The 13655-nt window shown below is 48.8% G+C and carries 15 protein-coding genes; 13 read left to right on the top strand and 2 right to left on the bottom strand.

All coding sequences use genetic code 11. The annotated features are described in order from the left end of the window. The first annotated feature begins 127 nt into the window (after positions 1 to 127). From AC1HDJ_RS06515 to AC1HDJ_RS06570, 12 genes are all read left to right on the top strand, one after another. The gene (locus tag AC1HDJ_RS06515) at positions 128 to 616 is read left to right on the top strand and encodes a chemotaxis protein CheW (RefSeq protein WP_479534363.1); all 489 of its coding nucleotides are present in this window, start codon (positions 128 to 130) and stop codon (positions 614 to 616) included. Next, positions 616 to 1041: a DUF2802 domain-containing protein gene (locus AC1HDJ_RS06520; RefSeq protein ID WP_479534365.1), complete on the top strand. Its 426-nt coding sequence runs from the start codon at positions 616 to 618 to the stop codon at positions 1039 to 1041. Before AC1HDJ_RS06515 ends, AC1HDJ_RS06520 begins: the two co-directional genes overlap by 1 nt. Before the next feature lie 306 nt (positions 1042 to 1347). After that, entirely contained in the window at positions 1348 to 2076 is a 729-nt protein-coding gene (gene ccmA / locus AC1HDJ_RS06525) for a cytochrome c biogenesis heme-transporting ATPase CcmA (protein WP_479534367.1), read from the top strand. Further along, the gene (gene ccmB / locus AC1HDJ_RS06530) at positions 2073 to 2735 is read left to right on the top strand and encodes a heme exporter protein CcmB (RefSeq protein WP_479534369.1); all 663 of its coding nucleotides are present in this window, start codon (positions 2073 to 2075) and stop codon (positions 2733 to 2735) included. Before ccmA ends, ccmB begins: the two co-directional genes overlap by 4 nt. A 227-nt stretch (positions 2736 to 2962) precedes the next feature. Then, complete coding sequence (locus AC1HDJ_RS06535) at positions 2963 to 3760, top strand: heme ABC transporter permease (RefSeq protein ID WP_479534371.1); 798 nt, start codon at positions 2963 to 2965, stop codon at positions 3758 to 3760. A gap of 1 nt (position 3761) precedes the next feature. Further along, positions 3762 to 3974, top strand: a complete 213-nt coding sequence (ccmD, locus tag AC1HDJ_RS06540) for a heme exporter protein CcmD (RefSeq protein WP_479534373.1) — start codon at positions 3762 to 3764, stop codon at positions 3972 to 3974. Then, positions 3971 to 4507 (top strand): cytochrome c maturation protein CcmE, encoded by a 537-nt coding sequence (gene ccmE / locus AC1HDJ_RS06545; protein ID WP_479534375.1) that lies wholly within the window; start codon positions 3971 to 3973, stop codon positions 4505 to 4507. Before ccmD ends, ccmE begins: the two co-directional genes overlap by 4 nt. Further along, positions 4504 to 6480 carry a heme lyase CcmF/NrfE family subunit gene (locus tag AC1HDJ_RS06550; RefSeq protein ID WP_479534377.1) on the top strand — a complete coding sequence of 659 codons (1977 nt, stop codon included), beginning with the start codon at positions 4504 to 4506 and terminating at the stop codon, positions 6478 to 6480. Before ccmE ends, AC1HDJ_RS06550 begins: the two co-directional genes overlap by 4 nt. Next, positions 6480 to 7034 (top strand): DsbE family thiol:disulfide interchange protein, encoded by a 555-nt coding sequence (locus AC1HDJ_RS06555; protein ID WP_479534379.1) that lies wholly within the window; start codon positions 6480 to 6482, stop codon positions 7032 to 7034. The genes AC1HDJ_RS06550 and AC1HDJ_RS06555 overlap by 1 nt, the downstream gene beginning before the upstream one ends. Positions 7035 to 7045: 11 nt before the next feature. Beyond that, positions 7046 to 7621 carry a cytochrome c-type biogenesis protein gene (locus AC1HDJ_RS06560; RefSeq protein ID WP_479537028.1) on the top strand — a complete coding sequence of 192 codons (576 nt, stop codon included), beginning with the start codon at positions 7046 to 7048 and terminating at the stop codon, positions 7619 to 7621. Further along, entirely contained in the window at positions 7618 to 8832 is a 1215-nt protein-coding gene (ccmI, locus tag AC1HDJ_RS06565) for a c-type cytochrome biogenesis protein CcmI (protein WP_479534381.1), read from the top strand. Before AC1HDJ_RS06560 ends, ccmI begins: the two co-directional genes overlap by 4 nt. A gap of 42 nt (positions 8833 to 8874) precedes the next feature. After that, positions 8875 to 9657: an MlaA family lipoprotein gene (locus AC1HDJ_RS06570; protein WP_479534383.1), complete on the top strand. Its 783-nt coding sequence runs from the start codon at positions 8875 to 8877 to the stop codon at positions 9655 to 9657. A 213-nt stretch (positions 9658 to 9870) separates the two neighbouring features. Here the strand turns inward: AC1HDJ_RS06570 and AC1HDJ_RS06575 are convergent, their stop codons facing one another. Beyond that, a complete protein-coding gene (locus AC1HDJ_RS06575; protein ID WP_479534385.1) occupies positions 9871 to 11220 on the bottom strand; it encodes an outer membrane protein transport protein in 1350 nt (449 codons plus the stop codon). 398 nt (positions 11221 to 11618) lie between these two features. Then, positions 11619 to 12857, bottom strand: coding sequence for an outer membrane protein transport protein (locus AC1HDJ_RS06580; protein WP_479534387.1), 1239 nt, complete (start codon positions 12855 to 12857; stop codon positions 11619 to 11621). A 494-nt stretch (positions 12858 to 13351) separates the two neighbouring features. Here AC1HDJ_RS06580 and AC1HDJ_RS06585 point away from each other — a divergent pair, with 494 nt between their 5' ends. Continuing rightward, the gene (locus tag AC1HDJ_RS06585; RefSeq protein ID WP_438621601.1) at positions 13352 to 13645 is read left to right on the top strand and encodes a YfcZ/YiiS family protein; all 294 of its coding nucleotides are present in this window, start codon (positions 13352 to 13354) and stop codon (positions 13643 to 13645) included. Positions 13646 to 13655 lie beyond the last annotated feature (10 nt).

Genomic DNA, 13655 nt, shown 5'->3' on the forward strand with positions numbered 1-13655 from the left:
ATTCACTACATCTTAAGAGAGCGGTATATTTAAGAGATTAGTACACCCTACTTTATTACTCAGGGCGCCGATTTTTCTCGCATCCCGAAATAAAAAAATAGTAAGAAAACAGGTTGAGGAACCGAACATGAGCCACATCAAAACGATGGAATCAGGCAGTCAGCGCGATCAGGTATTGCAGTGGGTGACCTTCAAGTTGGGGGATGAAACCTTCGGCGTGAATGTAATGCAGGTGCGTGAAGTGCTGCGTTACAGCGAAATTGCTCCGGTACCGGGTGCACCGGCCTATGTGCTGGGCATCATTAACCTGCGTGGCAATGTGGTGACGGTGATTGATACTCGTGCCCGTTTTGGTTTATACCCGAATGTGATTACTGACAATACCCGTATTGTGATCATTGAAACCGAACAACAGGTGATCGGTATTCTGGTAGATAGCGTGGCAGAAGTGGTCTATCTGCGCACCTCTGAAATTGATAAAACGCCAAGTGTTGGTACTGATGAGAGTTCGCGCTTTATTCAGGGTGTATCGAACCGTGAAGGTGAGCTGCTGATTTTGGTTGATTTAAATAAACTGCTGACCCACGATGAGTGGGATGATCTGAGCGGTTTATAATGACTATCGTAATCATAGCGCTGCTTAGCGTACAGGGCGTTATTCTGCTGGGTTTACTGTGGGGGTCATGGCGTTTACGCCAGCAACACCAGTTAACTCTGCGGCGCGTTGAAGCCAGTGAAGTACTGCTAAAAGCAGCCAGACGCCAGTTTGAAACCATGGATAAAACGCTTGAAGAGCTGCGTGGTGGCTATATTGGCTTAGGCAACGAACTGCATCAGCTAGCGGATAAGCAAGAGCGCTTTACTCAAAAGCTGACTGAAGTCACTTACGCTGATCCTGAACAGCGCTTATACAGCCGTGCCACTAAACTGGCTGAAATGGGTGCGGGGCTGGAGGAGCTGATGAGTGAGTGTGAGCTGCCAAAAGCGGAAGCGGAACTGTTGCTGAACTTGCAGCGCCAAATCAAAGAGCGCCGTGGATAGACGCTACCACCATGCCGACACAAAGTCACATCAAGATAAATGGCCACAGATGATCCTGCTTGCGCTGGATCATCTTTCCTCGCATTTTTACCCTCAAAGGGGATAAAGCGCATAATTTGCGCTTGAATTCGTTTCCCGTTCACGTAAGAATTCACGCTAACTTGCTGAAGTTACTAGCTTTTTAATAACTAGAAAGAGTTATTGTGTTGTATGCCAAAACACAGTAATAGCAAGTGTTGAAATAACCGATTGTGCTACTGATTGTGTTATTATTGTGTATTCTTTATCAATGTGTTTACAAAAGCCATGCTGGAAGCCTGTGAATTAAGCTGTATCCGGGGCGAGCAGTTGCTGTTTTCCGGACTCAATTTCACTGTAACACCGGGAGAACTGGTACAGATCGAAGGCCCTAACGGTGTCGGAAAAACCAGCTTGCTGCGTATTCTGGCGGGTCTTTCACATTCCGCATCCGGTGTGGTGCGCTGGCAAGGTGAGTCAATTACCCGCACCCGCGAAACCTATCATCAAAATTTACTTTATCTTGGCCATCAAGCCGGTATCAAACCAGAGCTGAGCGCGTGGGAGAATCTGGCGTTTTACCACAAAATTAACTTTGCGCAGGCAGGGGCGTCGGCCGATGACATCTCACCGGCACTGCCGGATATCACCTCTGATGACCTGTTTGAGATCCTTGCCCTTGTCGGGCTGGCGGGGCGTGAAGATCTGCCGGTTTGGCAGCTCTCTGCTGGGCAACAACGCCGTGTCGCATTAGCCCGTTTGTGGCTAACATCCTGCCGATTATGGATTCTAGACGAACCGCTGACCGCGATTGACCGCCACGGCGTACAGGTGCTGACTCGCCTGTTTGAGCAGCATGCAGAGAAAGGCGGTATCGTCCTGCTGACCACCCATCAAGAGATGCTTACCCAACGTTCAACCTTACTGCGTAAAATCAGGCTGCAAGCACTGACGGAGTGTGCTGACCAATATCAGATACAGGCACAGGCTCAAACATCAGGAGAGAAGCACGCATGATTTTCACTGATATTATCCGTCGTGAGTTGCATATCGCCATGCGCCGCAGAGCCGACATCGTCAACCCACTGTGGTTTTTCCTGATGGTGATCACCTTGTTTCCGTTGGGTATCGGCCCCGAGCCTGCGGTGCTGATGCGCATTGCACCCGGTATTATCTGGGTTGCTGCACTGCTCTCGGCCCTGCTTTCACTCGAACGGCTGTTTCGGGATGATTTTCTTGACGGCTCGCTCGAACAGATGATGCTACTACCGATTCCCTTACCGCTTGTGGTGCTGGCCAAGGTGTGTGCTCACTGGTTACTGACCGGGTTACCCCTGCTGCTGCTCTCACCGCTGGCCGCACTGCTACTTTCGCTCGATACCGCCACATGGCGGGCGATGGCCCTGACACTGCTGCTGGGTACGCCAACACTGAGCCTGTTGGGAGCCATCGGGGTTGCGCTGACAGTCGGCCTGCGCAAAGGCGGTGTACTGCTCAGTTTATTACTGTTGCCGCTGTTTGTGCCGGTACTGATTTTTGCCACCTCGGCGATAGATACCGCCAGTATGCAGCTGCCGATTAACGGCCAACTGGCTATTCTTGGCGCAATACTTGCCGCGACCCTGACGTTTTCGCCTTTTGCGACCGCGGCAGCATTACGCATTAGTGTTAACTGATTTACGTTGATTTACCGGTGCAAATTTGCAGACTGTGGAAAGCAAAATGTGAATTGATGGAAGGCCATGTATCCTCACGGTGGCCGACACATATATGTACCTCTATTTGAATGATTTTTCTGAACAATGTTTTTAAGTAATGTATCTAAATAATATTTCTGAACCGGTTTTTTAGACCATTTTTTGAATCTTTTTTTTGAACCATTTTGTGAGCAAGGGTACCTAGAATGTGGAAATGGTTACACCCGCTGGCTAAACCTGAAGTGCTGTATCGCCTGTGCGGTAGGCTGTTACCCTGGTGTGGCGCGGCAACTGTGCTAACACTGCTGCCCGGTATTATCTGGGGGCTGGCTTTTGCTCCGGCTGATTATCAACAGGGTGACAGTTTTCGGATTATGTATATCCATGTTCCGGCTGCAATTTGGTCAATGGGCGTGTATGCCAGCATGGCTGTCGCCGCATTTGTCGGGCTGGTATGGCAAATTCGGCAGTCAGATATGGCGGCAGCAGCCATGGCCCCGATTGGCGCGGTATTTACCTTTATCGCCCTGTTTACCGGTGCGGCATGGGGAAAACCCATGTGGGGTGCATGGTGGGTATGGGATGCTCGTCTCACCTCTGAGCTGGTGCTGTTGTTCCTCTACTTGGGGGTGATGGCGCTCTACAATGCTTTTGATGATCGCACACTGGCGGCGCGTGCGGCCGGTATTTTGGCGCTGGTGGGGGTGGTCAATCTGCCGATTATTCACTTCTCGGTGGAGTGGTGGAATACCCTGCATCAGGGCGCGAGCATTACCCGCATGGCAAAACCTGCTATTGATAACCGCATGTTGTGGCCATTACTGCTGTGCATCGCCGGATTTTTGTTTTTCTTTATTACGCTAACGCTGATGCGTTTGCGCAATGCCCTGTTACAGCGCGATAGCCAGCGCCCGTGGGTACATGCACTGGCACATTCACAGGCGTATTCACAAGTACATTCAGATTCACAGCCATCTGCTGGCGTAACCGACAAGGAGTGTTGAGATGACCCCTGCCTTTAGCTCATTGGCTGACTTTTTTGCGATGGGAGGGTACAGCTTTTATGTCTGGCTCTCGTTTGGTCTGACCGCACTGTGCATGGCCGGCTTGTGGTTTAGCAGTTGGCGTGAACGCCGAATTATTTTACGTGATGTGTTGCAGCGTAGTGCGCGAGCGCGTCGTATGCAGCAAGCTCACCCACGGGAGAACCAGTTATGAATCCACGCCGTAAAACGCGCTTATACATTATCTTGGCTGTGGTGCTGGGCATCTCATTAACCACTGCGCTGGTGCTGTATGCGTTGCGCCAAAATATCGATCTTTTTTACACCCCAACCGAACTGGTACAAGGAAAAGGGGCTGATCACCGCAAACCGGAAGTCGGGCAGCGCTTGCGTATCGGTGGCCTTGTCGTGCCAGGTTCGATAAAGCGTGATCCTGAATCACTGAAAGTCTCTTTTAAGGTGATCGATATCGGCCCGATGGTTACGGTTGAATTTGAGGGCATTTTGCCTGATCTGTTTCGTGAAGGGCAGGGCATCGTGGCACACGGCACATTGAAAGATGCGACCACTATTTCAGCCTTTGAAGTACTGGCCAAGCATGACGAGAACTATATGCCACCGGAAGTTGCAGAAGCGATGCAAAAAGGCGGACACCAGCCAGCCACGGCTGCGCCGCAACAAACCGCGCCACAACAGCGAAGTCAACAACAAACTAGCTCACAGCAAAGCAGCGGGGAAGTGAAATGATCCCTGAGATTGGTAACTACGCTCTGAGTCTGGCGCTGGCTGTCTCACTGCTGTTGAGTGTCTACCCGCTGATCGGTGCATCGCGACAAGATACTCGCCTGATGGCTGTCTCTCGGCCACTGGCTTGGGCGCTGTTTGCAACGGTTGGGATCTCGTTTCTTTGCCTGACCTATGCCTTTATCTACAACGATTTTACTGTGGCTTATGTAGCGAATAACTCCAACAGCCAGTTGCCTATCTATTACCGGATCTCTGCGGTATGGGGGTCGCACGAAGGCTCACTGCTGCTGTGGGTGATGCTGCTGGCCGGCTGGACAGCCGCCGTAGCACGCTTTAGCCGACAAATGCCGGCCGATGCGGTAGCCCGCGTGTTAGCGGTGATGGGCATGATCAATGCCGGATTTTTGCTGTTTATCATCATTACCTCTAACCCGTTTACCCGCACACTGCCGTATTTCCCCACTGACGGGCGCGATCTTAACCCGCTGTTGCAGGATATCGGGCTGATTTTCCATCCGCCGTTACTGTATATGGGCTATGTCGGTTTCTCGGTGGCCTTTGCCTTTGCCATTGCCTCACTGATGACCGGGCGTTTAGATACCGCATGGGCGCGCTGGTCACGCCCGTGGACACAAGCGGCGTGGGTTTTCCTGACAGTAGGCATCGTACTGGGCTCATGGTGGGCTTACTATGAGCTGGGTTGGGGCGGCTGGTGGTTCTGGGATCCGGTTGAAAACGCCTCATTTATGCCGTGGCTGGCAGGCACAGCGCTGATGCACTCACTGGCGGCTACCGAAAAACGCGGTACGTTTAAAGCATGGACAGTGCTGCTGGCCATCAGTGCATTTTCGTTAAGCCTACTGGGCACATTTTTGGTGCGCTCTGGCGTGCTGGTTTCCGTGCATGCGTTTGCCTCTGATCCGGCTCGTGGCATGTTTATTCTCGGCTATTTGGTGCTGGTGATCGGTAGCTCATTGCTGTTGTATGCCATCAAGGGCGGGCAGGTGCGCAGCCGTGTACGCAACGAGCTCTATTCTCGGGAGAGTTTCCTGCTCGGCAATAACGTTATGCTGGTGGCCGCACTGATTGTGGTGCTGATTGGCACTTTGTTCCCGCTGGTGCATAAACAACTGGGTTTGGGCAGTATCTCAATTGGTGCGCCGTTCTTCGATACTCTGTTTACTTGGCTGATGGCACCGTTTGCCCTGTTGCTGGGTGTCGGGCCGCTGGTACGCTGGCGCAGAGATGAGCCTTCCGCGCATATCAAACGGCTGATGATAGCCCTGCTGATCACCTTGGCTGCCTCTGTTGCACTGCCGGCTCTGATGATGGATCAGATTAAAGCGATGACCGTTGTCGGCCTGCTGATGTCGGTCTGGGTGATTGTTTTGACGCTGATGGAGCTGCACGAACGTGCAACCCATCGCCACCGCTTTTGGGTTGGGTTGACCAAGTTACCGCGCAGCCATTGGGGAATGGTGCTTGGCCATCTGGGGCTTGCTGTTACCGTGATCGGCATTGCGTTTACCCAAAACTACAGTGTTGAGCGCGATGTACGCATGGTTGCGGGGCAATCCATTGATATTGGTCAGTATCACTTTACCTTTGAAGGGGTGCGTGATGTTAAAGGCCCGAACTACGAAAGTGCTCGCGGTACGCTGCGAGTCTCTGAAAATGGCAAACAAGTGGCCACACTGCATGCTGAAAAACGGTTTTATCCAGTCACTCGCGCGGTGATGACAGAAGCGGGTATTGATGCGGGGATTACCCGTGATCTGTATGCCGCTCTGGGTGAAGATTTGGGTGATGGTGCGTGGGCGGTGCGGGTTTATTACAAACCGTTTATTCGTTGGATCTGGTTTGGCGGCCTGTTTATGGCACTTGGTGGCGTGCTCTGTATGCTTGATCCGCGTTATCGCTTGCGTAAATCGGCATCAGCCAGCAGCGCGTCAGCAAAAAGTGAGGCTGAATAATGAAACGTAACCTGCTGTATATCCCCCTTGTTCTGTTTTTAGCTGTTGTGGTGGCGTTTTTAGTGCAGTTGATTCGCAATGCTGGCGGAGAAGACCCGACCACCTTGGAATCAGCCCTGGTAGGGAAACCGGTGCCTGAATTTACACTTGAGTCACTCAATCAGCCGGGTAAAGAGTACGATCGCAGCCTGTTTGTGACTGGTCAGCCGATGCTGCTCAATGTGTGGGCAACCTGGTGCCCAACCTGCTATGCCGAACATAAGTACCTGAATCAACTGGCCGCAAACGGTGTACGGATCATTGGTCTTAATTATAAGGATGACCGCAGCAAAGCGGTAAAATGGCTGAATGATTTGGGCAACCCTTATCAGTACAGTTTGTTTGATGGTAGTGGTTTGCTAGGAATGGATTTGGGTGTATACGGCGCGCCAGAAACTTTTGTGATCGATGGGAAAGGCATTGTGCGTTACCGCCATGTGGGTGATGTGAATGAACAGGTCTGGCAGAGCACCTTAAAACCGTTGTATGAAAAATTACAGGAAAAGCAATCATGATCTTGCGCAACATGTCGCGCCGGAAGTTAGGCTTTAGTGGCCGATTTATTGCGCAGTGCAGCGCATTACTTGCCGGATTAGTGCTGGCTGGCAGCGTATGGGCAACGGTAGATACGTTTGAATTTAGCAGCCCACAGCAAGAGCAAGAGTACCGCAGCCTGACAGAAATGTTGCGCTGCCCAAAATGTCAGAACAATAACATTGCCGACTCAACCGCCATTATCGCAACGGATATGCGGCAAAAAGTGTATGAGTTACAGCAAAAAGGCTACAGCAAAGATCAAATCGTACAATATATGGTTGATCGCTATGGTAATTTTGTCACCTATGACCCACCGCTAACCCCCGCAACCCTGATTTTGTGGGTAGCGCCGCTTTTGTTTGTGCTGGTAGGGGCGGGTGTGATTGTCGCACGTAGCCGTAATGGTCGCCTGCGCCACAAGCGTGCTAGCGTGCAGGGGGCTGAGAATAACGGCTCAAAAGATCATGAGGCTCAGAGTATTGATTTAGTGATACTGAGCGCAGAAGAGCAGGCGCGATTGGACGATCTGTTAAAACCGGTTGCCGCAAAAAAGGATGAATCATGATGCTATTTTGGATGACAGCCGCACTGTTATTGCTGCTGGTTTGTTTGGCATTTGTGTTGCCGGTGTTCAGACAACACCGCCATATCGACAACACTTCGCGTGATGCACTAAATAAAGCTTACTTCAATGATCGTTTACGTGAGCTAGACAGTGATGATGATCAGGGGCTGCTGCCACAGCGTCAGGAGATGGTTAGCGAGCTGCAACAAACGCTACTAGATGATATTCCGCTAGCCAGTGCCACGCCTGCCGTACCATTAAGCCGTTGGGTACTGCTGCCCGGTGTGCTGATACTGGCGGGGCTGAGTGTTGGTTTGTATTGGGGATCAGGCGCATATTCTGAGGTAAGTGCATGGCAGCAGGTAGCGAACAATCTGCCGGCACTGTCAAAACGGGTAATGGAAGAGGATAAAAACCCGCTAACACAAGAGGAACTCACTCAGTTTGCACTGGCGCTGCGTACCCGTTTGCAGCAAGAGCCGGATGATGCACAAGGCTGGCTTTTATTGGGGCGTGTTGGTTTGGCGCTGGGCGATGCCTCAATGGCCACTCACTCACTGGCAAAAGCTAATACTCTTAGCCCGAATGACCCTAATACGCAGCTAAGCTATGCACAAGCCCTGATTTTATCAACGGATGAGCAAGATAACCAGCAAGGTCGCAGCCTGTTGGCTGATGTACTACGTGCTGATCATACCAATATTCAGGCACTCAGTTTACTGGCATTTAGCGCTTATGAACGCGGTGATTATCCACAAGCCATCAGTGCGTGGAAAATTATGCTAAAATTATTGCCAGAAGGTGATAGCCGGATCACAGTAGTGCAACGCAGTATGGCGCAAGCCGAGCAACAGATCAGTGCGCCGAAGACCTCGGTGAGCGTGAATGTGGCTATTTCACCGCAAGCACAAGCGGTTCTGTCAGAAGCAAAAGTGCTCTACGTGTCAGCGTTAGAAGCGGGTTCACCGATTCCGGTTGCCGCTAAGCAGATACCGATTAGCCGTTTTCCATTACAGGTGACTCTAAGCGGCGCTGATGCGATGATAGCAGACCGCCCACTTAGCGAAATAAAGAATCTGGTGGTGCGTGCGCGTTTATCGCTTGACGGGCAGGCAATGCCGCAATCAGGTGATTGGTATGGCGAAAGCCAGCCGCTGGTTTTTGATGGTCAGGCGCAGGTTAATATCACCATTGATAAACAGAAACCTTAATAACGAATTTAATGTGGGCTGATGTTCACTCAATGGAACAACATGGATAACAAAATCGCGCTTAGTTTGCTTTTGGCCACCAGTTTATTGGCTGGTTGTTCAACAACGGCTGAAAAAGCCGACGCCACAAAAGCAAATACACAGGCAACAGACTCAAATTCAGAGATTAATGATCCGTTTGAGGGGTTTAACCGCACAATGTGGAATTTCAACTACACGGTGCTTGATCCCTATTTTTTACGTCCGGTTGCTGTGGGGTGGGATAGCATTCCAAAACCCGTGACAGCAGGGGTACGTAATATGCTCAGTAACCTTGATGAGCCAGCCAGTGCGGTAAACTATTTGCTGCAGGGAAAACCCAAGAAGGCAATTATCCATTTCAACCGTTTCTGGATTAACAGCACCTTTGGTTTGCTCGGGTTAGTTGATGTTGCCACGCCAGCCGGATTACCAAAACAAGATCAGCGTGAGTTTGGCCATGTGCTGGGGCATTACGGTGTGGGATATGGCCCGTATGTCATGGTCCCTGCTTATGGGCCGTTTACACCGCGTCAGGATCTCGGGGGTATTGTTGACTCAACGTACGTACCGCTGGCATTGCTGACGCCGTGGGGTTCACTGGCAAAATGGGCTATTGAAGGGGTAGATACCCGTGCGCGCTCATTGAACAAAGATGCTTTGTTGAAGAACTCGTCAGATTCGTACATTCTGATCCGTGATGCTTATTTCCAGCATCAAGACTTTATTGTTAATGATGGCCATGCATCGCAAAAAGAGAATCCGAATGCAAAAGAGCTCAGCGATGTGCTCGATGAAATTGATTAATTTTTGCATTCGTTACTAATCGGTAAGCTGAAAAATGCAGAGATACCGATAGGTACTCACCGATAAATAGATACTCACCGATAAAAAGGCGCTGATCTTAGATCAGCGCCTTTTGTTTAGATAGTTTGTTGAGCGTGCTTCTATTTAGACGTACTTCTATTTAGATTAAAGCAGCTCTATCGGGGCATTAACTCATCAGGGGTATATATCCCATCAAAAAACGTACGACAACTGAACACCCGTCAGCCAGATATCACCGTTCGCCTGACCGATAAAACTTTCTTTGATTTGATGTTCACTCGGGTCAGTAATATGGCTACGCGGCTCACTCACATCCGCTTTTTTACCCATAATGTAGGTCAGACCCAGATCAACGGTCATCGCGGGTGTTACTGCATAACCTACACCGGTACTGAGCCAGTAGCGGTCAGTTTCTGGAATACTCAGTGTACGGTTGGCATCGTTTACTGCAGCTCTATCGTAGGCAACACCGGCACGCCAAGTGGTTTGCTGATCCATCTTCCATGTTGTACCCACCGCTAAACGGTAGGTATCGCGCCAGTTCTCAATTTTTACCGTATCACTGCCGATACCATCAATATTTGCTACCAGAGAAGCGAACTTACTCCACTGTGTCCAGTTGATGCTTGAGTGAATCGCCCATTGTGCATTGAGTGCGTGAACGGCGGCCAGCTCAGCGGTTGCTGGCAGTGTTAGCGGCAAAACACCAGCATGCTTTTCGTTCGGATTATGATCATTTGAATACATTAATCCACTAGCATGCCCAGTTAAATCCAGCTTTACTTCTGACCGATAGCTTGCGCCAATACGGGTTTGCTCTGTCGGCTGCCATACTGCGCCCACATTCCATGCAAAGTCATGATCATCACCTTCCATGTATTTTAAGCTAGTGCCTCTTGCTGGTATTACTATTGGCGTATTTTTATTAGGGATAATTGTTGTTTTATCTGGGAAATAGCCGGGGATTGTCGCGCCAATAGAACCTTCACCGGTGATATAACGAATACCCGCACCTAACTGCCACTGATCATTGAGCTTATAGGCAATATTGGGGTTAATTTCTACAGTGGTGACAGATGTGTGATTACCAAACTGCGTTGCGGCAAAACCACTTTCAACATCAGTGGAAAGGCCATAGTTAGAGTTAATCGCTAGCCCAGCATACCAGCGATCATTTAGCGGCATAGCAAAATAGGCATTCGGAACCCAAGCATCACCGGCAACATTATTGGCGCGGGTTGCAAACTGTTGTGATTGCCCTGAAATGGGATCTGGGAATGAAGTTGCAGTGCCTTCAAGTGTGATATCGGGTTTGACATAAATCGCACCGGCAGAGAGTTGTGGTGCGGTAAATTGTGTCAGTAATGCGGGGTTTCGTGTCTGTGCCGACGCATTATCTGCCATTGCCGCTTCACCGGCAAATGCCCGCCCTAAACCTGTTGCCGAGTATTCAGCTAATTGAAAACCGGCGGCCTGCGCATGCAAAATAAACCCGGTAGAGAGTGCACCACTGATAAATCGTGTAATTATTTTATGTTTCATTTAAGTTTTGTTTAGATTAAGTATGAAAGCGGACAAAAAAAGCATGGTAAAGGCTTGATGAGGGAATACAAAGCTGTAGTGCAGCAGGGTATTATATTAAACATAAATGCTAAAAATTCTATTTTAACGATATTTAATACTGCTTAATTAGGGAGTTAGTCATACTCCGAAACAGTTTCAGCGTACAACTGTTTTTCATGCTGTACGCTGAAACTGATTGATATTAAAGCGTTTATTATTTGATTGGATAGATGACTAAAAAGCATATTTACTGTGAAGAGAGAAGAGAATAAAAAAGCCCTGCTCAGAGTGAGCAGGGCTGATATTATGTTAACTGTTACCACATTCTTGAATGATTTAGGCTTAAATTAACTCAGATATTGATTAGTCTGGTTTAATTAGAAGCTGTAGTTCATACCAATGCTGTACAGGTAGGCGTCGCCTTTTGCTTCGAAAGCGGCAACGTTATCTTCTTTGAAGCTAGCGCCACGGCCATTCAAGTAAGCAAAACCAGCATCCACACTCATATTGCTGTCAAACGCATAGGTTGTACCCAGCGTGTACCAGATACGGTCTTGGTCAGGAATAGAGATTGACGGGTGCTTGTTTGAGGCTTTCTCGTCGTACGCAAAACCGGCACGGAAAGTCCACTCAGGGCTGTGGTAATAAGTACCACCTACAGAGTAACGGTATGCAGTTTCAAAGCTTTCATTTTTCTGTAAGCAAACACCTTTAGCACAGCTATCACTGGTTGCTTTTAGCTCTTCAAACGCATTCCAGCCAGTGCGCATTACGCCATAGCTCAGTGCAAATTGTGGGCTTAAACGGCTGTAACCAGAAATTTCCCAGATATCAGGCAAATCAACTTTCAGGTTAGCATCAACATCTTTTCCGCTTGTTCCACCTAGAACAGCAGGTAACTGACTGCTATATGTACCATCAAAGTCTAGTTTTACTTTTGAACGATAAGTTAATGCTAAGCGGTTAGCTTCATTAATTTCCCACATCGCACCAATATTCCAACCAAAGGCCCAAGTATCACCTTTTAGGTTGGCAATTTCAGTTGATGGTTTTTGTTGGATTAATGCACCTGCATGGCGCACTAACTTAGCATCAGCATAAACTGCATTTAGACCTAAGCCAAAGCTAAATTGTTGGTTCAAGCGGTATGCTGCGCTCAGGTTGGCGTTGATGGTCGTCAGGTCAGTTTTACCACCAAACATCCCTGCACTGTAATCAGTTGGGAACTCAGTGGCCAAACCATAGTTAGAGAACAGAGAACCACCAAGTGCCCACTGCTCATTGATTGGGTAAATTACTGCGCCAAATGGAACGACTGCAGTTGGTGCAATATCTTTTGCACTTGAATTTGGAATAGTTTTACCGGTTACATCAACCGCTGGGTCAATGTAGGTAAAGCCACCGGAGATAGCCGGTGCATCAAACATCATCATGGCAGCAGGGTTACGGATAACCACGGCAGCGTTGTCAGCAACAGCACCTTCACCGGCAAAAGCACGACCCAGGCCTGCGGCCGAGTGCTCACCGACTTGATAACCTGCTGCGCTGGCTTGAGCTGATAGCAGTGCCACTGTCGTTGCTAATACAGATTTTTTTAACAAGCTCTTCTTATTCATATTACAGATTCTCTGTCTGTGATTATTATGTGCGGTCCCACCTTCATGGTGAGTTGCGCCGAATTGTAGGGGCTTACTGACAGGTCTGAAATCAGACCAGTGGTCAATATAGGCCTAAAATAACTTTTTGTTAACACTGTTTTGTGTGGATACAGAATAAATTTACTCTCTGAGCGTATAAATAGACCGCTTTTGGACTCAGATTTTGTTAGGTGTAAAAATAAAAACAATATAAAACAGCTGTTTACATTTTTATTTTATATTAGTTTAAAAAAATGAGCGATCTATCGCACGTTTTTGGAATTTTTTTGAAAAATATCGGTCAACAAACCCTGTTTTTAACATTTCGATTACCTGTTTGCGCGTATTCTTGATCTCAATAAGTTGTATCAACAATTACAGTTGGGCGGGCTGGCTGAGCCGTGTATGATTAATCCATACCTTTATCAAGGTTTTGGCTGTTTGATTGATTTGGCTTACAAGAGGACCTATTAATGTCTAACGAAAATATCTGTCGCGTACAAGAAACCGCAGCCTGCTGCTGTGTTGATGTGGGTACTATTTTGGATAATACCGATTGTACGGCCAAGGTTGAGCAACAATTTGCTACCCGTGCCGATGCTGAGGCATTTTTAGCGAAACTGACTAAAAAAGCGCGCGATATCGAGTCTGATGCGTGTGAAATCACCAGCTCGTTGACAGATAATGCCGAAGGTGCACAGCTTAACGCTGATTTCACTTTCTCTTGTCAGGCTGAAACCATGATTTTCCAACTGGCACTACGCTAAGTTAGCTGTT

Source organism: Plesiomonas sp. ISS29, assembly GCF_056522795.1.